The organism is Paraburkholderia sp. MM5477-R1 (genome assembly GCF_050436385.1).
Classification (GTDB): Bacteria; Pseudomonadota; Gammaproteobacteria; order Burkholderiales; family Burkholderiaceae; genus Paraburkholderia; species Paraburkholderia tuberum.
In genome coordinates this window covers 1,390,623-1,410,614 of the sequence record NZ_JBNDMC010000007.1, presented here as the reverse complement: position 1 = coordinate 1,410,614, position 19,992 = coordinate 1,390,623, and the positions used below count along the sequence as shown (strand labels likewise).

The window sequence follows — 19,992 nt, the reverse complement described above, 5'->3', positions numbered from 1 at the left end:
GTATTAGAATGCATTCCGTCATTCAAAGCCATCCCTGTATGCCATTAGCATGACGCGGCATGCGGGTCTTCGCTGGCGGGCCGCGCGGCTTGCCGTGTTCGTTCGCTGTCTCCAGTTGGGGTAATTGTGAAGCGTCCCGGTTCTCCCGCATCGTCAGCGATGCGCCAGCAGTCTCCCCCATCCTCTCACCGCGGTTTCTCCAGGCAGACCTGCGCGCTGGCGCTGGCAGGCGTGCTAGCGCTCGCGGCCTGCTCGAAGAAGGAAGCCGCGGCGCCCGCGCCGCGCCCGGTGGTCGCGCTCGCCGTGCATGCGGACGGCCACGCGCTGCAGGCGGCGTCGCTGCCCGGCGAAGTGCAGGCGCGCTATTCGACGCCGCTGTCGTTCCGCGTCGCCGGCAAGATCATCGAGCGGCGGGTACGGCTCGGCGACACGGTGAAAAGCGGCGAAGTCGTCGCGCTGCTCGACCCGGCCGATGCGCAGAAAAACGCCGCGAGCACGCAGGCGCAGCTCGACGCCGCGCAGCACAACCTCGTCTATGCGCAGCAGCAGCTCGAACGCGACAGGGCGCAGGCCAAAGAAAACCTGATCGCGCCCGCGCAGCTCGAACAGACCACCAACGCCTACGCGTCCGCGCTCGCGCAGCGCGATCAGGCGCAGCAGCAGGCGGCACTCGCGAAGAACCAGCTGCAGTACACGACGCTCGTCGCCGGTCATGCGGGCGTCATCACGGCTGAACAGGCGGACACGGGCCAGAACGTGTCGGCGGGTCAGGCCGTCTACAACCTCGCGTGGAGCGGCGACGTCGACGTGCTGTGCGACGTGCCCGAAAGCGCGCTCGCCGCATTCGCGGTCGGCCAGAACGCGAGCGTCACGCTCGCCGCGCTGCCGGGCCGCAAGCTCGGCGCACGCGTGCGCGAGCTGTCGCCGGCCGCCGATCCGCAGAGCCGCACCTGGCGCGCGCGTCTGACCCTGCTCGATGCCGGCGCCGACGTGCGCCTCGGCATGACCGCCGACGTCACGCCGGCCGTGCCGCTCGCCGCGGCGGCCGCGCAGCACGGCGTGTTCACGCTGCCGGTCACCGCGCTGTTTCACGAGGGGCGCGAACCGGCCGTGTGGGTCGTGCGCGCAGCGGACAACACGCTCGAGCTGCGTCGCGTGACCGTCACGCGCTACTACGAGCGCAGGTTCGTCGTCAGCGATGGCCTGAAAGATGGCGAAAGCGTCGTGCTGCAAGGCGTGCACACCGTGAGCGCCGGCCAGAAAGTCCGCGCGATCGCGCCGCTGCATCCCGAGGACTTCGCTTCATGAGCACGTCGCACGAAGAAGGACGCTTCAATCTGTCCGCGTGGGCGCTGCGTCATCAGGCGCTGGTCGTATTCCTGATCGCGCTCGCCACCGCGTTCGGCATCCTCGCCTACACGCGGCTCGCGCAGTCGGAAGACCCGCCCTTCACGTTCCGCGTGATGGTGATCCGCACGTACTGGCCGGGTGCCACCGCGCGCCAGGTGCAGGAGCAGCTGACCGATCGCATCGGCCGCAAGCTGCAGGAAACGCCGTACATCGATTTCGTGCGCAGCTACTCGCGTCCCGGCGAATCGCTGATCTTCTTCACGATGAAGGACTCGGCGCCGGTGAGCCAGGTGCCCGAGACGTGGTACCAGGTGCGCAAGAAAGTCGGCGACATCGCGTCGAGCTTGCCGCCGGGCATCCAGGGCCCGTTCTTCAACGACGAATTCGGCGACGTCTACACCAACATCTACACGCTCGAAGGCGACGGCTTTTCCGCCGCGCAACTGCACGATTACGCGGACCAGCTACGCTCGGTGCTAGTGCGCGTGCCGGGCGTCGGCAAGGTCGACTATTTCGGCGATCCCGATCAGCACATCTACATCGAGATCGCGAACACGCAGTTGACGCGTCTCGGCATCTCGCCACAACAGCTTGGGCAGGCGATCAACGCGCAGAACACGATCGCTCCCGCGGGTACGCTGACCACCACGGACGACCGCGTGTTCGTGCGCCCGAGCGGCCAGTTCAACGACGTGCGCGCGCTCGCCGACATGCTGATCCGCATCAACAACCGCACGTTGCGTCTCGGCGACATCGCGACGATCAAGCGCGGCTACGACGACCCGGTCGTCACGCAGATGCGCTTCGGCGGCAAACCCGTGCTCGGTATCGGCGTGACGATGCAGCCGGGCGGCGACGTGATCCGCCTCGGCCGCGCGCTCGATCAGCAGATGACCCAACTGCGCGCCGCGCTGCCCGCCGGATTGAATCTCGTCGAAGTATCGAGCATGCCGCACGCGGTCGCGCGCTCGGTCGACGACTTCCTCGAAGCGGTCGCCGAAGCGGTCGGGATCGTGCTGGTCGTGAGCCTCGTGTCGCTCGGCGTGCGCACCGGCATGGTGGTCGTGATCTCGATTCCGGTGGTGCTCGCGGTCACCGCGCTGTGCATGTACCTGTTCGATATCGGCCTGCACAAGGTATCGCTCGGCACACTCGTGCTCGCGCTCGGCCTGCTCGTCGACGATGCGATCATCGCGGTCGAAATGATGTCGGTGAAGCTCGAGCAAGGCTGGAACCGCACGCGCGCCGCGGCCTTCGCGTACTCCAGCACCGCGTTTCCGATGCTGACCGGCACGCTCGTCACCGTGTCCGGCTTCCTGCCGATCGCGCTCGCGAAGTCGAGCACCGGCGAGTACACGCGCTCGATCTTCGAGGTGTCGGCGATCGCGCTGATCGCGTCGTGGCTCGCGGCGGTCGTGCTGATTCCGCTGCTCGGCTATCACATGCTGCCCGAGCGCAAGCGCCATGCGCACGAGCCTGACGATCACGAACATGACATCTACGACACGCGCTTCTACACGCGCTTGCGCGGCTGGATCGGCTGGTGCATCGAGCGGCGCTTCGTCGTGCTCGCGATCACCGTGCTGCTGTTCGTGCTCGCGATGGCCGGCTTCTCGCTCGTGCCGCAGCAGTTCTTCCCGAGCTCGGACCGGCCGGAGTTGCTGGTCGATGTGCGGCTGCCCGAAGGCGCGTCGTTCGATGCAACGCTGCGCCAGGCGCAGCGCCTCGAGCAGGTTCTCAAAGGCCGGCCTGAAATCGATCACTCAGTCAGCTTCGTCGGCACCGGCGCGCCGCGCTTCTATCTGCCGCTCGATCAGCAATTGCAGCAGCCGAACTTCGCACAGTTCGTGATCACCGCGAAGTCGGTCAAGGATCGCGAGAAGCTCGCGCAGTGGCTCGAACCGGAGTTGCTCAACAACTTCCCGGCGATCCGCACGCGCCTGTCGCGCCTCGAGAACGGGCCGCCGGTCGGCTATCCGGTGCAGTTCCGCGTGAGCGGCGACGACATCGCGACCGTGCGCTCGATCGCCGAACGCGTCGCCGCGACGATGCGCGCCAATCGCGGCACGCGCAACGTGCAGTTCGACTGGGACGAACCCGCCGAGCGCTCGGTGCGCTTCGAGATCGACCAGAAGCGCGCGCGCGAGCTCGGCGTGACGTCCGAAGACATCGCCAGCTTCCTCGCGATGACGATGTCCGGCTACACGGTCACGCAGTATCGCGAGCGCGACAAGCTGATCAGCGTCGATCTGCGCGCGCCGCGCGCCGAACGCGTCGACCCGTCGCAGCTGACCGCGCTCGCGATGCCGACGCCCAACGGCCCGGTGCCGCTCGGCACGCTCGGACATCTGCGCAACGACCTCGAATACGGCGTGATCTGGGAACGCGACCGTCAGCCGACCATCACCGTGCAGTCGGACGTGTCGGCCGGCGCGCAAGGCATCGACGTCACGCACGCGGTGGACCGCGCGCTCGCGCCGATCCGCGCGACGCTGCCGGTCGGCTACCGGATCGAGATCGGTGGCTCGGTCGAGGAAAGCGCGAAGGGTCAAACCTCGATCAACGCGCAGATTCCGATCATGGTGATCGCGGTGCTCACGCTGCTGATGATCCAGCTGCAAAGCTTCGCGCGCGTGCTGATGGTCGTGCTGACCGCGCCGCTCGGCCTGATCGGGGTCGTGCTCACCTTGCTGCTGTTCGGCCAGCCGTTCGGCTTCGTCGCGATGCTCGGCGTGATCGCGATGTTCGGCATCATCATGCGCAACTCGGTGATTCTCGTCGATCAGATCGAGCAGGACATTGCGTCGGGGTACAAGCGTTTCGATGCGATCGTCGGCGCGACCGTGCGGCGGTTCCGGCCGATCACGCTGACCGCCGCGGCCGCCGTGCTCGCGCTGATTCCGCTGCTGCGCTCGAACTTCTTCGGGCCGATGGCCACCGCGCTGATGGGCGGCATCACGAGCGCGACGATCCTCACGCTGTTCTATCTGCCCGCGTTGTACGCCGCGTCGTTCCGCGTACGCGCCGACGAGCGCGAGCCGCAGACGCCGTCCGGTGCCGGCGCCACGCACACGGGTAACTGAGCATGAGCACGAGCATGACTATTCCCGCCCTATCCCGCCACCGCCGCGCGCGCTTCGACGCGCTGGCCCGCACCACGCTTGCCGCGAGCATCGCCAGCATCACCTGCATGCTCGGCGCCTGCTCGTTCGGACCGAACGGCGACGCGCCCGCGATGCCGCAGCCCGCGCACTACGGTGCCGAGCCGCTACCGACGCAAACCGTGCCCGCGCAGGGCGTCTCGCAGCAGTTCGTGACCGGCGCGCAGCCGGTGCCCGAATGGTGGAAGCTGTACCGCTCGGATGCGCTGAACGCGCTCGTCGACGATGGCCTGCGCAATAGTCCGACGCTCGACGCGACCGACCGCAGTCTCGCGGCCGCGCGCGAGCAATTGCGCGCGCAGGTCGGCAGCTCGCTGCTGCCGACCATCGACGCCGGCGGCCAGGCCACCCGCAATCGCGCGCTCGCGATCCCCGAGATCGGACCGAACACGTTTCTGTACAACGTGTTCGTCGGCCAGTTGCAGGCGCACTACACGTTCGATCTGTTCGGCGCCGCGCGTCTCGCGAACGCGGCGCTCGCCGCGCGCGTGAACGTGCAGGTCTACCAGCTCGAGGCGGCGCGGCGCGCGCTCGCCGCGAACATCGTGACCGCGACGATCACGAGCGCCGCGCTGCATGCTCAGATCGACACGACCGAGCGGCTCGTGGTCCTCGCCAACGATCAGGCGCGCGATACCGAGCGGCGCTTCGCGCTCGGTGCGGTATCGCATGCCGATCTGCTGAACGCGCAGCAGAGCGCGGCGAGCGTGTCGGCGAGTCTGCCGGCGCTGAAGCAACAGTGGCTCACTACGCGTCACGCGCTCGCGGTGCTGCTTGGCCGCACACCCGATGCCGCGCCCGACGACATCGATCTCGCGCAGTTGCATGTGCCGGAGCAGGTGCCGGTGGTGGTGCCGTCGGAGCTGCTGCGCACGCGGCCCGACATCGAGGCCGCCGACGCCGCGCTGAAGGCCGCTGCGACCGATGTCGGCGTCGCCACCGCGCAGATGTTCCCGAGTCTGTCGCTGTCGGCATCGATGGGACAAGGCGGGTTTAGCTGGCCGGTCGCGATGTCCGGTGCGGGGGCCATCTGGAGCATCGGCGCGTCGCTGTCGCAACCGCTGTTTCATGGCGGCGCGCTGCTCGCGCAGCGCCGCGCGGCGCAGCACACGTATGAAGCGAGCGTGTCGCAGTACAAACAGACCGTGCTGGCCGCGTTTCAGAACGTCGCCGACACGCTCGCCTCACTCGAGCACGACGCGCAGTCGCTCGACGCCGCGAACGTCGCCGCGCGTTCGGCACAGGGCGTGTTCAACGAAACCTCGGCGCGCTATCGGCTCGGCGCGCTGCCCGTCGCCGCGACGCGTTCGAGCGAGCAGCAATGGCGCAACGCGCAGCTCGATGAGATCCGCTATATGAGCGCGCGGCTGACGGATACGGCGGCGTTGTTTCAGGCGATGGGGAATCCGCTGGTTGATCAGGCAGGCGCATCATCGGCTGCGGCGACTTCGGCTTCTGCGCCTGCATCGGTTGGGACGACGAACACGGCGACATCCAACTAAATCTCGGATTCCGTACGGAACGCGGCGCACTTATCCCCAGTTCGTGTTGATGAGCCTGTTGAAAACTGTCTGAACAACGGACTAACGCATTGAACCTAATACGATTTGTTTGTACGGTGCGAAACGAATCAGAAGCAAGCCACAGGACACGTGCTCTGCAGCGCCTCAACGGTGTTTATCGATCACTGAATCGTGCTATCAGATCGATGCATGCTTGAGGCGCGAAAGAACTTGCCCACTCTTGCGAGCTTTTGAACTCGGGCTCAAGACGAGCAAGCGCCTCAGATAGCCACTGCGACCGTTGCGCTTCGAGAGGCAAATGATCGGTCTCTGATCGAATGACGACGAAGATTCTCCTTCGCTCTATCCCTGAGCGATAAGGGTCTCGTCGTGACAAATCAGCAAGGCGAGCAACACATTGCCTGGGAAGATATTCGCGAAATCGTCGCTACGCGGTCAGAACAATGGATTGGAAATTCGATCGTATTGCTCGTCCGGCTAGACGATCGCCGTACCATGACCGTGCCGGAAGGCGATTCAGCCTGGCATGATCTGACCATGAAGTTATCGGAGCATCTTGCCGGCGCGAAACGCTACGAGGAGTGGGCACTTCAGTCCGCTTTTTCCGACGATGTGCCTCGCGTCGAGGTGTTTCGCCGCTGACATGACGGTATGCGGCGAGAGCGGGCCGGTGCCCGTATCGCTTAAGAATCCGCGGCCCCCCGCGCACCCGCCATCCGAGACATCAAGGCTTGTTCGATTCGAACAGATCCATGATCTGCTTCTTCTCGGTCGTCGACACGCTCGGCGGCGGCACCACCGGCGGCGTCATGCCCGCCGGGCCGACCCCGCCCACCGCATCGGTCGCGCCGGCCATCGGATTGCCCGAATCGAGACCGATGCTCGCGACGAAGCCTTGCCCCGGCAACTTGTCGGTAAAGAACAGCTCGCCGTTCATCACCGTCACACCGTCGGGTTGCTGCGGCTCGGCCTGTGGCACACCGCGCAGCGCGCGCTGCATGTACTCGACCCAGATCGGCAGCGCGAGCTGCGCGCCGAATTCGCGGCTGCCGAGACTCTTCGGCTGGTCGTAGCCCATCCACGCAACCGCCACCAGCGACTGCTGATAGCCGGCGAACCAGCCGTCCTTCGCGTCGTTGGTCGTACCGGTCTTGCCCTGCAGGTCCGAGCGCTTCAACACGTTGGTGCCCGCGCCCGTACCCGCGGTCGCGACCGAGTGCAACAGGCTGTTCATGATGTATGCGTTACGCGGCTCGAGCGTGCGCGGCGCGTCGTGCCCAGCGACGAGCGGCTGCGCGCGCGAGATCGCCACGCCACGCGCGTCGGTCACTTCGTTGATCAGATACGGATTGATCCGGTAGCCGCCGTTCGCGAACACCGAGTACGCGCCCGCCGACTGCAGCGGCGTGACGAGGCCCGCGCCCAGCGCCATCGGCAGATACGGCGGGGTCTTGTCGGCGTCGAAGCCGAAGCGCTGCGTGACGAAGTCCTGCGCGTATTTGGTGCCGATGAACGACAGGATGCGGATCGACACGAGGTTCTTCGACTTCTGCAGCGCGAGGCGCATCGACATCGGACCATCAGGCTGATCGTCGTCCTTCGGCTCCCACGCGTCGCCGCCCGGCGTGCTCGGCGGGAAGTACAGCGGCGCGTCGTTGATGATCGTCGCCGGTGCGAGCCCCTTGTCGAGCGCCGCCGAATAGATGAACGGCTTGAAGCTCGAACCCGGCTGCCGCCACGCTTGCGTTACATGGTTGAACTTGTTCTTGTTGAAGTCGAAACCGCCGATCAGCGCGCGGATCGCGCCGTCCTGCGGCGTCAGCGACACGAGCGCGCCCTCGACCTGCGGCAGCTGCGTGATCTGCCAGTTGCCCTTGTCGTCGGCGACGAGGCGCACGATCGAACCCGGCTTGATGCGCAGCGTCGCGTTCGCGCGCGGGCTCAGCGCCGCGGCGACGAAGCGCAGGCCGTCGCCCGACACCGTCACCTGCGTACCGTCGACCAGTTGCGCGGCCACCTGCTTCGGGCTCGCGTCCGTCACCACGCCGGCGATGATCTCGCCGTTGTCCGGGTGATCGGTCAGCGCGTCGTCGATCGTCTGGTCGCGGTCGTCGCCCGCCTCGGGCAACTGCACGAAGCCTTCCGGTCCGCGATAGCCGTGGCGCCGCTCGTAGTCCATCACGCCCTTGCGCACCGCGCGATACGCGGCGTCCTGATCGGCGGAATCGATCGTGGTGGTCACGTTCAGGCCGCGCGTATAGGTTTCGTCCTTGTACTGCGCGTACATCATCTGCCGCACCATTTCGGCGACGTACTCGGCGTGCACGCTGTACTCGTTGCCCGGATTCTTCGTGTGAATCTCTTCCTTCACGGCCTGGTCGTACTGCTGCTGCGTGATGTAGTTCAGCTCGAGCATGCGTCGCAGGATGTACTCCTGACGGATCTTCGCGCGCTTCGGATTGACGACCGGGTTATACGCGGACGGCGCCTTCGGCAGGCCCGCGAGCATCGCGGCCTGGGCCAGCGTGAGGTCCTTCAGGTCCTTGCCGAAGTACACGCGCGCGGCCGCGGCGAAGCCGTACGCGCGCTCGCCCAGATAGATCTGGTTCATGTACAGCTCGAGGATCTGGTCCTTCGTCAGCGCGCGCTCGATCTTGTACGCGAGCAGCATCTCGTAGATCTTGCGCGTGTACGTCTTCTCGCTGGAGAGGAAGAAGTTGCGCGCGACCTGCATCGTGATCGTGCTCGCGCCCTGCGACGCGCCGCCATGCGCAAGGTCGGCGAAACCGGCGCGCAGGATGCCGACGAAGTCGACGCCGCCGTGTTCGTAAAAGCGGTAGTCCTCGATCGCGAGCACGGCTTTTTTCATCTGGTCGGGGATGTCCTGGAAGCGCACGAGGCTGCGCCGCTCCTCGCCGAATTCGCCGATCAGCACGTGATCGGCGGTGTAGACGCGCAGCGGCACTTTCGGGCGATAGTCGGTCAGCGCGTCGAGCGACGGCAATTGCGGCCCCATCACGACGAGCGCATAGCCGACGATCAGCGCCCCGACCACGACGACGGTCGCGATCAGGCCGAAGAACCACAGCACGAGCGACGCGCCGATCGAACGACGGCCGCGCCCGGGCTCACGCGAAGCGGCATTGCGTCCAGGGGTGCGTTGGTGGGAGTCCCGGTCTTCACCGGCCGGAGAGTTCGAGGAATGCGGTCGTTTGATGATTGGCATGACTGGAATAATGGGCCCGCAACTGCGCGCCTGTCTGCACGCGCTCGCGGCGCGCGCATGGGTCGTGTTCGACATCCTGGCAGGGACGTACGCCGCCCTGCGGACCTTGCCCCCGGCTGGCCGCACGGCACGCCACGGACCATGTCCGGCGCAACGTAACAGCGCATTTTAAAGAAATCGGCAGCGGTCCAAGGCAGTTTTTTTGTAAGAATTCCCTTTGCCGGCCGCCTTTTCCTGGTAAGGGTCTGTAATTTCGCGCAGCGCGCATTGCAGCGTGCGCGCGACGCGCAGCTTCTGCGGGGTTATCAACATTTTCTGTTGAAAGGGCTGTGGACAAACCGGCCGCAAACACTACAACTCGTTGATGCCACGGGATTTTCGCACCGCGCTTGTTCCGTGGCGGCGCAACTCGTCATATGATGAACCCCGCGCGCGTCCCTCGATGCGCGCGATGGGGACCCCAACGGCGGGATCCAACGGCAGTTCCGATGACGGGTTCCGACACCGTATCCGAAGGCACGCGCCGATCCGCCCATGCTAACAAGACTGCGAGTCGATCATGTCCAAGCCCAGTGAGCGCATCGTCGTATTCGTCACGACCGCGCAGAAACGTGCGATCACCGCGACTGCCGAGGATCTGGGCATCAGCGTGAGTGAACTGATGCGGCGCGCGGTGCTGAGCTTCGGCGCGACCAGCGAACAGGTCAAGGCCGCGAGCATCGTCGACCGGCTGCGCGCGCCGCGCGCGCCCGATCCGCTGAACGCGGCGCTGCAGCGCGTCGCGCGCGGTACGCGCTATGCGCGCGCCGCGCTGCCGGTAGCGCTGCAAGCGGATGAGAAAGACGCGGCGGCTCCGGCGGCTGCCGGCGCGGCCGATGCCGTGGCTTCGCCCTCGATGCAGCAAGCCGGTCGCCCCGCTCCCGTGACCGACGCTGTGGATGCCCCCGCCCCGCTGCTTCCCGCGGGCGTCGCCGCCGCGCTCGCCGCCGGGCAGGACGAACAGGCCGCGGCCACCGCCGAAGCCGTCGCGCGTCTGACGGCAGCACGAGCCGCCGAAAACGCGGAAAACGCCGAAGCGGACGCAATCGACAACGCCGCGTCGAAACGGCTGCCCGGCACGTCGGCGCGTCTGCGCAACTCACTCAAGCGCCGTCCCAACGACCAGGACTCCGACGACGACGAACCGCACAGCGACCCGAGCGCCGAAGGCGGCCGTTTCGCGTGACGCAAAGCGTGACGGAAAATTACTGCGCACCGAGCCGCAATCACTGCATCCGAGCGATGCAGGCGAGCGTACGCAACGGGTCCCCGTTGCATATCGTTACATCAGTGACACCTGCGTGAAACGCCGCTCGGTAACGCCCGCCCACACCGCAAACAGCGGCTTTTCGCGCATCGTTCGAGCCTTCGGGTAGCCGCATCGATTAAGCCATCTTTAAGACAGCCGGTGGTGTAATATCCGCCGTCAAGTAAATGATCCGCCGTCAAGTCCATGCCCATCGCGGCTTTCCATCATCGCGGCAATCCTCAACCGGCGTTGCGCTCAACAAAAACGGACCGCGCTATTGCAATTGGCAAGTGCGCCCCGAACTCCGGTCCGAACGTTGCGCAGCATGGCGCACGGCGGCGTAAAGTAGCAGTAGTTCAAGGCAGTCAGGCGCGCACGCATCGTCGGCGCCGCTCACATTCTCTGGAGGTTTTCATGTCGCTTTTTGACAGCATTTCGCGCACGCTCAAAGGTCTTTTGAACGATGCGGCCGATTCGGTGCAGGATCCGTCGCGCGACTCGCGCCAGATCGTGCGCGAACTCGACGACAGCATCGGCAAGGCCGAAAACTCGCTGATCGAGATTCAGGCGCAGGTCGCCACCCAGCAAAGCAAGCGCGATGTTGCCGCGGACAAGGCGAAGAAGTATGAAGACGGTGCTCGCCGTGCGCTGCAGTCCGGCGACGAAGCGCTCGCGCGTGAAGCGCTCGGCGCGCAGGCCACGGCCGAAGCCGAACGCGATGCGCTGACCAAAGAACTGACGTCGCTGGAGCCGTCGGTCGCGCAACTGAAGAGCCAGATCGAGGACATGCGCACGCGCCGCAACGACCTGAACGCGCGCTCGAACATCCTGCAAGCCAAGCAGCAGATCGCGCAGGCGAAAGATACCGCGGCCACCGCACTCGGCGGCATCGGCGGCAAGAACCTGTCCGAGGATTTCCAGAAGCTCGAAGATAAAGTCGCGCTGTCGAACGCGCGTTCCGACGCACGTCTGAACTCCGCCGACGAGAAAAGCGGCAAGGCGCTCGACGACAAGCTCGCGGATCTGAACCGCGGCCCGTCCGTCGACGATCGGCTCGAAGCGCTGAAGAAGCAGCTCAATACGCCGGCGCAGTAAATGCTGGATGCGTGTACTTCCTCGCAGCAAGTACACGCAGCAATGACTGCAGTAGCAGTACATGGCGGTGCGCTCGCTTCTGAACGCACCGGCATACCGGCCGCCACAGGCAGCCACCGCAATCGACTGATGGAGACGGGCGCGTCCCGCCCGGTCCGCAAATGAAAAAACTTTTCGCAACCGCCTTCGCTTCGCTGCTGCTCGTGTCGGCCGCGGCGTTCGCGGTGCCGACCGCTCAGCAAATCGAATCGGCGATGTCGCAGGGCAACTGGCAGCAGGCCGACGCCGGGCTCACCGAAGTGTTGCAAGCGCATCCGAACAACGCACACGCGCACTATCTGTACGCCCAGGTGCTCGATCGCGAAGGCCGTTCCGCCGACGCGCTCGCGCAGCTCCAACAGGCAAAGACGCTCGATCCGCAGGTCCGCTTCACCGACCCGAGCCGCTTCGCGCAAACCGAAGCGCGCCTGCGCCGCGACGCGGAACGCGCGGGCGGCAACGTCACCCGTCACGCCGCGAATCCGTTCGCGCAGCAGAATGCGCCTGCTGTGCAGCAACAGTCGGCGATGATGTCGCAAGAGCAACAACGGCATGGTCCGGGGGTGGGTATGTGGATCGGTATCATTGTTCTGATCGCGGTGATCGCGCTCGTGCTGCGCTGGACCTTGCGCCGCGCGCGCAGCCAGGAAGACACGCGCGCCGACGAGGACCGCCGCGCACAATTGAAGCGCGCCACCGACATGCTCAACACGGTGCGTTCGATCAAGCTCGACGTGAAGCTGTCCGCCGCGCCGGGTCACGAGTTGCTCGAGAAAGACGTCGAAGCGACCGAAGAACAGTTGCGCGGCGCCGTCGAAACGCTGTCGAACGGCAAGAATCCGCTGCCGCCCTATGCACTCGATGAATTCGAGCAGCGCATCGCGAGCCTGCGCGCGCGCGCCGACGGCCGGCCCGATCCGACCGCCGCGTCCGTGGGCAGCGCTCAGCAATCGACGTACGCGCAGGAGGCCGAGCGCTTCGGCAACCCGCAAGCGCCTTATCCGCAACAGGGTCCCTATCAGCAGCAGCCGCAGGTCATCGTGCAGCAAGGCGGTGGCATGGGTGGCGGCATGGGCGGTCTGCTGACCGGCGTGCTGCTTGGCGAGGCGCTCAGTCATGGGCGTGACCGCGTAGTCGAGCGCGACGTGGTCGTCGACCCCGACGAACTGCGCCGGCGCGGCAACGACGGCGGAAACGGCGGCGGCCTCGACTTCGGTCAGGGTTCGAACGACTGGAACGATGACGGCAGCGGCGGCGGCATCGACATGGGCAGCAACGACGATTCCGGCGGTTGGACCGATACCTGATCGAACCCGATCGATCCGCGTCGAATGAAAAGACAGGCTCCTTCGCGGAGCCTGTTTTTTGCCTGCCGGTTTTGTGTACCGCCTTGGTTCAGGTCAGGCCCGCGCCGACTCCGCCTGGCTACCCTCGTGCTGCGCGAGCACGACCGCCCCCGCAAACAGCCGCACGATGAAACGTTCCGCGTAATCGATCAACGCGTCGCGGCGCGCGGCGTTCGCATCGATGTATTCAGCGGATAGATGAAACAGTTGCAGCACGATCTGCGTGCAGACTTCGTCGACGGTCTCGCGCGCGAGTCGCGGCATCAATTCGAGCTGCACGACGTCGTCCGCCATCTCCGCCGACACCTCGTGCAGGTTCGCGCGCACCGCTTCGCGCAAAGCCGGCGACGTGCCGTGGTATTCGGCCAGCGCGCTCAGGAACGCCTCGCGGTTCGCGAGCGCGAACGCGAAAAACGCAACGCACGCGCGCCGCGGCACGCTGTGCGGTTCGTCGTGCGCGGCGAGCCAGCGCTCGCGCCGCAGCATCGGCCGAAGCCGTCGGCTCACCGAGGCGACGGCTTCGCGCGCAAGCTCGTCGAGCGCGCTGAAATGGCGGTAGAACGTGTTCGGATTGAGCCCCGCCTCGCGTGCGAGCTCGCGCAAGCCGAGGCTCGCGAAACTGCGGCCGCCGGCGGTCAACCGCAGCGCGGCTTCGATCAGCTTGCGCTTGCCGGGCGGCAACTGCGGGCCGGCGACGGACGCTGCTTCGGGGACGGTCGTCATCGTGCGTTCAATCGTCGCGCGGTATGCGCGTTTAATAGCTGCACTCTAAACGATCTTGACGCGATGTGTACAGTTGTCTACCCTGCGCGTTAAGCCGTGTGTAGACAGCTGTAGACGCGCGATTTCGCCCCTGCCCGTCGCGCCGCGCGAGTCCAGCGTGCCATAGCCGCTATAGTTTCACCCGCCGCTTTCGCCCCGTGCCGGAGACCGCCGTGACGCCTGCCCCTTCCGCTTCATCCACCGCGCTGCGCATTGCGATCATCGGCAGTGGCTTTGCCGGCATCGGCATGGCCATCCGTCTGCAGCAAATGGGCATCACGTCGTTTACGGTCTATGAGGCCGCGAGCGGCATCGGCGGCACGTGGCGTGACAATACCTACCCCGGCGCGGCCTGCGATGTCCCCTCGCATCTCTATTCGTTCTCGTTCGAGGCGAATCCGGCGTGGTCGCGCTCGTTCAGCAGCCAGGCCGAAATTCTCGCGTATCTGCAGCACTGCGCGCGCAAGTACGGCGTCGATCGCTACGTGCGTTGCAATGCGAAAGTGAGCGCCGCGCGCTTCGACGAAGCGCGGCAGATCTGGCTCGTCGAGCTCGACACGAACGGCGCGCGCGAAATCGTCGAGGCCGACGTGCTGATCGCCGCGAACGGTCCGCTGTCGCGTCCCGCGCTGCCGCGCATCGCCGGCATCGAACGTTTCGAGGGCAAGCTGTTCCATTCGGCGCGCTGGGATCATGCCTATCCGCTCGACGGCAAACGCGTCGCGGTAATCGGCACCGGCGCGAGCGCGATCCAGTTCGTGCCGAAAATCCAGCCGCGTGTCGCGCATCTGGCTCTGTTCCAGCGCACCGCGCCGTGGGTGATGCCGAAGCGCGACAAGCCGATCGGCCTGCGCGCGCAATGGCTGTTCCGTACGCTGCCGTTCACGCAGCGCTTCGTTCGCAGCGCGATCTATTGGCAGCTCGAGTCGCGTGGGATCGCGTTCGTCGTCAATCCGAAGCTGATGAAGATGCCGATGAAGTTCGGCCTCAGCTATCTGCAGCGACGCGTCAAGGACCCGGCGCTGCGCGCGAAGCTCACGCCGAACTACCGACTCGGCTGCAAGCGCGTGCTGCTGTCGAGCGACTATTACCCGGCCGTCTGTCAGCCGAACGTCGACGTCGTGACGAGCGGTATCCGCGAGATCGTCGCGGATGGCATCGTGACCGACGACGGCGTGCATCACCGCGCGGACGCGATCATCTGCGGCACCGGCTTCCAGGTCAACGACGTACCCGCGCCGTTCGAAGTGACCGGCCTCGACGGCACCGACCTCAGCACGCTATGGCTGCGCGATGGCCCCGAGGCCTATCTCGGCACGAGCATCGCGAACTTCCCGAACTTCTTCATGATCGTCGGCCCGAACACGGGGCTCGGCCATAACTCGATGATCTACATGATCGAGTCGCAACTGCGATATATCGGCGATTGCCTGCGCGTGCTGCGCAAACAGAATGCGCGCACGATGACCTTGCGCGCCGACGTGCAGCGCGATTTCAACGCGCGTTTGCAACAGGAGATGCGGCACGCGGTGTGGACTAGCGGCTGCCACAGCTGGTATCAAACTCAGAGCGGCAAAGTCACCGCGATCTGGCCCGGCTTCACGTTCAGCTTTCGCAAGCGTACGCGCCGCGTGCGGCCGCAGGATTACCGCTTCGCGCGTTGAGTCCGCACAATGGCAGTCCGGCGCCGCGGGCATGGGCCGGCGCATTCGTTACCCGCCACCGCTCAGCAACTGCAACAGCTCCCACAGGAACTTCGCGATGATCACGATCAGTTCCCACAGCCGATAGAGCGGCTGCCAGTCCAGCACGCGCAGAAGGGACTCGATCATCGCTATCGTCAGAAGAAGTGAGGGCCGCGATTTCCAGTTCGATCACGCGTCGCGCGCGATGCCCGCGCGTCGCGCAAGCTCAAACCGCCATCACGGCCCGCCTGCGCTCCGCGCGTTGCATGAAGAAGTTCGCCGCGACGACGCCGACCGTGACGACCGCGATGAACAGCGTCGCGAGCGCATTCATCTCCGGATTCAGACCAAGTCGCACGCGCGAGAACACGACGAGCGGCAAGGTCGTCGAACCGGGACCCGACAGGAACGCGGACAGCACCACGTCGTCGATCGACAGCGTGAACGACAGCAGCCAGCCCGACACCAGCGCCTGTGAGATCAGCGGCAGCGTGACGAAGAAGAACACGCGCAGCGGTGTCGCGCCGAGGTCGAGCGCGGCTTCCTCGAGCGACGGATGCAGTTCGCGCACGCGCGATTGCACGATGATCGCGACGTACGAAATACACAGCATCACGTGACCGATCCAGATCGTGAAGATGCCGCGTTCGGCCGGCCAGCCGATCCAGCGCGCCATTTCGATGAACAGCAGCAATAGCGAGATACCCTGAATCACTTCGGGGATCACCAGCGGCGCGTTGATCATGCCGGTGTACAGCGTGAAGCCGCGAAAGCGCCCCATGCGCGCGAGCACGAAGCCGGCCCACGTGCCGATGATCACCGACGCGAACGCCGTGAGCAGGCCGATACGCAGCGACAGCCACGCCGACGTGATCAGCTCGCCGTCCTGCAACAGCGCCGCGTACCAGCGCGTCGAGAAGCGCGTCCACACCGTCATCAGTTGCGATTCGTTGAACGAATACACGACGAGGCTGACGATCGGGATATACAGAAACAGAAAGCCGATGCCCAGAGCGATCAGCTGCAGCATGCGATTCGGCTTCATTGGCGGCCCTCCTCCAATGCCTTCGCCTGGGCATGCTGGAACAGCGCCATTGGCACCAGCAGCAGCAGCACCATCGCGCATGTGACGGCGGACGCCATCGGCCAGTCGGCGTTGTCGAAGAACTCATTCCACATCACGCGGCCAATCATCAGCGTGTTCGCGCCGCCGAGCAGCTCGGGAATCACGTACTCGCCGACCGCCGGAATGAACACCAGCAGACAGCCCGCGATGATGCCGTTCTTCGACAGCGGCAGCGTGATCTGCCAGAACGCCTTCCACGGCTTCGCGCCGAGGTCGTAGGCGGCTTCCAGCAAGGTCAGGTCCATTTTCACGAGATGCGCGTACAGCGGCATCACGAGAAACGGCAGGTACGAATAGACCATGCCGATATAGACCGCCGTGTTCGTGTGATACAGCTCGATCGGCGAATGGATCAGGCCGACCGACATCAGGAAGTTATTCAGCAGCCCGTTGTTCTTCAGAATGCCGATCCATGCGTACACGCGGATCAGGAACGAGGTCCAGAATGGCAGCATCACGGCCATCATCAGCAGGTTGCGGGTGGCCGGATTGGAGCGCGCGATGTAGTACGCCATCGGATAGCCGATCAGCAGACACAGCACGGTCGAAATCGCCGCGACCACGACCGAATTCACATAGGTCGCGAAGTACAGGCTGTCGGTCAACAGAAACGCGTAGTGCGACAGATCGAGCGTGATGTGCAGCGCGCCTTCCGCGAAGGTGACGAGCTGCGTGTACGGCGGAATGCCGAGCTGCGAATCGGCGAAGCTGATCTTCACGACCAGCAGGAACGGCACGAGGAAGAACAGCAGCAGCCAGATGAACGGCCCCGCCACCACCGCGGTGCGTCCCCTGAACTTCAGACGCCGCACGGGCCACGCGAAAAACGACGAAAGCGCCTCTTTCATGACGTCAGCACCACGCCGGCCGATGCGCTCCAGCGCACGTAGACTTCGTCGCCCCAGGATGGCGGATCGATTTCAGTGAGCGCCAGGCTCGTCACGTTCGCGATCACGGTCTTGCCGCCGTCGAGCTTCACGTGATACAGCGAATAGCCGCCCATGTACGCGATATTCGTGACGACGCCCCTGCCCCAGTTGTAGGCGCCCTCCGGCGGCTTACGCGTGAGGGCGATGCGTTCGGGGCGCACCGAGATCGTCACCGGCATGCCGAGCGGACCGGTGATGCCGTGATTGACGTGCAAATGGCACGTCAGATCCGGCGTTTCGATGAACACGTGATCGGGCTCGTCCTCGACCGTGCGGCCTTCGAACAGATTGGTCGAGCCGATGAATTCCGCCGAGAAACGGCTGTTCGGGTACTCGTAGACTTCATGCGGCGTGCCGAGCTGCACGATCTGGCCTTCGCTCATCACGGCGAGGCGGTTGGCCATCGTCATCGCTTCCTCCTGATCGTGCGTGACCATCATGCAGGTGACGCCGACCTGGTCGAGAATGTTGACGAGCTCGATCTGCGTGCGCTGGCGGATCTGCTTGTCGAGCGCCGACATCGGCTCGTCGAGCAGCAGCAGCTTCGGCCGCTTGACGAGCGAGCGCGCGAGCGCAACGCGCTGCTGCTGCCCGCCCGACAGCTGATGCGGCTTGCGCTTCGCGAAGCGGCCCATCTGCACGAGTTCGAGCGCGTTGTGCAGGCGGTCTTTCAGCTCGGCCTTCGGCACGCCTTCCTGCTTGAGGCCGAACGCCACGTTCGCCTCGACCGTCATGTGCGGAAAGAGCGCGTACGACTGGAACATCATGTTGACCGGCCGGCGATACGGCGGCAGTTGCGCGAGATCTTCGCCATCGATCAGGATCTTGCCCGATGTCACGGTTTCGAGCCCGGCCATCATGCGCAGGAGGGTCGACTTGCCGCAGCCCGAGCTGCCGAGCAGCGCGAACAGCTCGCCCTTCTTCACCGTCAGATTGACCCCTTTGACCGCGACGGTCTCGCCGAACTTCTTCACGACATCGACGATCTGGATGAACTGCTCCGCTGCGTCGCCCGTCACGGCGTTCGAGCCCGTCGACGGCACCGCCGTCCCGGCCAGCGCGCCCGGCTGGTCACTACTCATCATAATGCTGCTTCACTCCGGCGTTTGACGAACAAAGCCCCCGGTGAACACCGAGGGCTTCATAGGCTGCTTATCTGTTTGTTGTCGCGCTTAGCGGCCGGACTTGAACTCGGTCCACAGCCGCGTTTGCAGCCGCTGGATTTCCTGCGGCAGCGGTTTCAACAGGAACAGCGTCTTGATGGTTTCCGGCGACGGGTACACGGCCGGATCGTTCGCGACGTCCTTGTCCACGTACTTGCGCGCTTCCATATTGACGCTCGGGTAGTACACGGCGTTGGTGATCGCGGCGTGCACCTGCGGCGTCTCGATGTAGTTGATCCACTCGAGCGCGGCTTCCTTGTGCTTCGCGTCCTTCGGAATCGCCATCACGTCGAACCACACCGGCGCGCCGCCCTTCGGCACGAAGTACTCGATCTTGTACGGCTTGTTCGCCTCGATCGCGCGATGCTTGGCGATCACGACGTCGCCCGACCAGCCGTACGCGAAGCAGATGTCTCCGCCGACGAGGTCGTTGATGTAGCCCGACGAGTTGAACTGCGTGATGTACGGGCGGATCTTTTTCAGCATCGCGAGCGCGGCGCGGTAGTCGGCCGGGTTCGTGCTCATCGGGTCTTTGCCTATGTAGTGCAGCGCAGCTGCGAACATCTGGTCCGGCGCGTCGAGCACCGACACGCCGCAGGCCTTCAGCTTCGAGATGTATTCCGGCTTGAACAGGATGTCCCAGCTATCGAGCGGCGCGTCCTTGCCGAGGATCTGCTGGACCTTCGTCACGTTGTAGCCGAGGCCGGTCGTGCCGTACGCCCAGGGCACCACGTACTTGTTGCCCGGATCGGCGCCGGCGACGAGCGCCATCAGCGACGGGTCGAGGTATTTCAGGTTCGGCAGCTTCGATTTGTCGAGCGGCTCGAAGATGCCCGCGGCGATCTGCTTGCCCGCGTAGTTGCTGGTCGGCACGACGATGTCGTAGCCCGAGTGACCGGTGAGCAGCTTCGCCTGCAGCGTGTCGTCGCTGTCGTAGTTGTCGTACTTGACCTGGATGCCGGTCTGTTTGGTGAAGTTCGGTATCGTGTCCTTCGCGATGTAGTCGGACCAGTTATACACGTTGAGCTGCGTATCCTTCGCAGCGGCCGTCAACCACGGCGCCGCGCACAAGATCAGCGCCGCCATATGCCCCACTATCCGCTTGTTCATCCCGTTCTCCGATCCTCTCGTCACTCAAGCCGCGCCGTCGCCCGCACGGTCCCCTGAAAACCCCGAAAACTACCACCAATTATTGCCCGCACAAAAAAAAACCCGGAGCTGTCGCGCAAACGGTACAGGCTCTGGCCGCACCCTTGCAAAATGGGCGCAATTTTAACGGGTTATCGGCCCGTGTCTACC

General features: G+C 65.1%; 14 protein-coding genes. 8 read left to right on the top strand and 6 right to left on the bottom strand.

Translation table 11 applies throughout. The features are described from left to right. The first annotated feature begins 159 nt into the window (after window positions 1–159). From OKW35_RS35350 to OKW35_RS35335, 4 genes are all read left to right on the top strand, one after another. Complete coding sequence (locus OKW35_RS35350; RefSeq protein ID WP_429554477.1) at window positions 160–1,308, top strand: efflux RND transporter periplasmic adaptor subunit; 1,149 nt, start codon at window positions 160–162, stop codon at window positions 1,306–1,308. Next, on the top strand, window positions 1,305–4,433 hold the full coding sequence (locus tag OKW35_RS35345) for an efflux RND transporter permease subunit (protein WP_429554476.1): 3,129 nt from the start codon (window positions 1,305–1,307) through the stop codon (window positions 4,431–4,433). The genes OKW35_RS35350 and OKW35_RS35345 overlap by 4 nt, the downstream gene beginning before the upstream one ends. Window positions 4,434–4,447: 14 nt before the next feature. Beyond that, the gene (locus OKW35_RS35340) at window positions 4,448–6,013 is read left to right on the top strand and encodes an efflux transporter outer membrane subunit (RefSeq protein WP_429489036.1); all 1,566 of its coding nucleotides are present in this window, start codon (window positions 4,448–4,450) and stop codon (window positions 6,011–6,013) included. A 390-nt stretch (window positions 6,014–6,403) separates the two neighbouring features. Then, complete coding sequence (locus tag OKW35_RS35335; RefSeq protein ID WP_429554475.1) at window positions 6,404–6,676, top strand: hypothetical protein; 273 nt, start codon at window positions 6,404–6,406, stop codon at window positions 6,674–6,676. 82 nt (window positions 6,677–6,758) lie between these two features. Here OKW35_RS35335 and OKW35_RS35330 read toward each other — a convergent pair whose 3' ends face one another. Next, a complete protein-coding gene (locus tag OKW35_RS35330; protein WP_429554474.1) occupies window positions 6,759–9,260 on the bottom strand; it encodes a penicillin-binding protein 1A in 2,502 nt (833 codons plus the stop codon). Window positions 9,261–9,819: 559 nt separating this feature from the next. Here OKW35_RS35330 and OKW35_RS35325 point away from each other — a divergent pair. From OKW35_RS35325 to OKW35_RS35315, 3 genes are all read left to right on the top strand, one after another. Further along, a complete protein-coding gene (locus tag OKW35_RS35325) occupies window positions 9,820–10,485 on the top strand; it encodes a hypothetical protein (RefSeq protein ID WP_184056770.1) in 666 nt (221 codons plus the stop codon). A 477-nt stretch (window positions 10,486–10,962) separates the two neighbouring features. Next, on the top strand, window positions 10,963–11,643 hold the full coding sequence (locus OKW35_RS35320) for a PspA/IM30 family protein (protein WP_018417715.1): 681 nt from the start codon (window positions 10,963–10,965) through the stop codon (window positions 11,641–11,643). Between the two features lie 161 nt (window positions 11,644–11,804). After that, the gene (locus OKW35_RS35315) at window positions 11,805–12,989 is read left to right on the top strand and encodes a tetratricopeptide repeat protein (protein WP_429554473.1); all 1,185 of its coding nucleotides are present in this window, start codon (window positions 11,805–11,807) and stop codon (window positions 12,987–12,989) included. 93 nt (window positions 12,990–13,082) lie between these two features. On the opposite strand, the gene OKW35_RS35310 is transcribed toward OKW35_RS35315, so the two are convergent. After that, the gene (locus tag OKW35_RS35310) at window positions 13,083–13,751 is read right to left on the bottom strand and encodes a TetR family transcriptional regulator (RefSeq protein WP_429554472.1); all 669 of its coding nucleotides are present in this window, start codon (window positions 13,749–13,751) and stop codon (window positions 13,083–13,085) included. Window positions 13,752–13,963: 212 nt separating this feature from the next. On the opposite strand from OKW35_RS35310, the gene OKW35_RS35305 reads away from it, so the two are divergent. Then, window positions 13,964–15,454 (top strand): flavin-containing monooxygenase, encoded by a 1,491-nt coding sequence (locus OKW35_RS35305; RefSeq protein WP_429554471.1) that lies wholly within the window; start codon window positions 13,964–13,966, stop codon window positions 15,452–15,454. Window positions 15,455–15,701: 247 nt separating this feature from the next. On the opposite strand, the gene OKW35_RS35300 is transcribed toward OKW35_RS35305, so the two are convergent. The 4 genes from OKW35_RS35300 to OKW35_RS35285 form a co-directional block, all read right to left on the bottom strand. Continuing rightward, the gene (locus tag OKW35_RS35300) at window positions 15,702–16,520 is read right to left on the bottom strand and encodes an ABC transporter permease subunit (RefSeq protein ID WP_184056784.1); all 819 of its coding nucleotides are present in this window, start codon (window positions 16,518–16,520) and stop codon (window positions 15,702–15,704) included. Further along, on the bottom strand, window positions 16,517–17,449 hold the full coding sequence (locus OKW35_RS35295; RefSeq protein ID WP_184056787.1) for an ABC transporter permease subunit: 933 nt from the start codon (window positions 17,447–17,449) through the stop codon (window positions 16,517–16,519). Before OKW35_RS35295 ends, OKW35_RS35300 begins: the two co-directional genes overlap by 4 nt. Then, a complete protein-coding gene (locus tag OKW35_RS35290; RefSeq protein WP_184022680.1) occupies window positions 17,446–18,612 on the bottom strand; it encodes an ABC transporter ATP-binding protein in 1,167 nt (388 codons plus the stop codon). Before OKW35_RS35290 ends, OKW35_RS35295 begins: the two co-directional genes overlap by 4 nt. 90 nt (window positions 18,613–18,702) lie before the next feature. Further along, window positions 18,703–19,803 carry a polyamine ABC transporter substrate-binding protein gene (locus tag OKW35_RS35285; RefSeq protein ID WP_184056793.1) on the bottom strand — a complete coding sequence of 367 codons (1,101 nt, stop codon included), beginning with the start codon at window positions 19,801–19,803 and terminating at the stop codon, window positions 18,703–18,705. Between the last annotated feature and the right edge of the window lie 189 nt (window positions 19,804–19,992).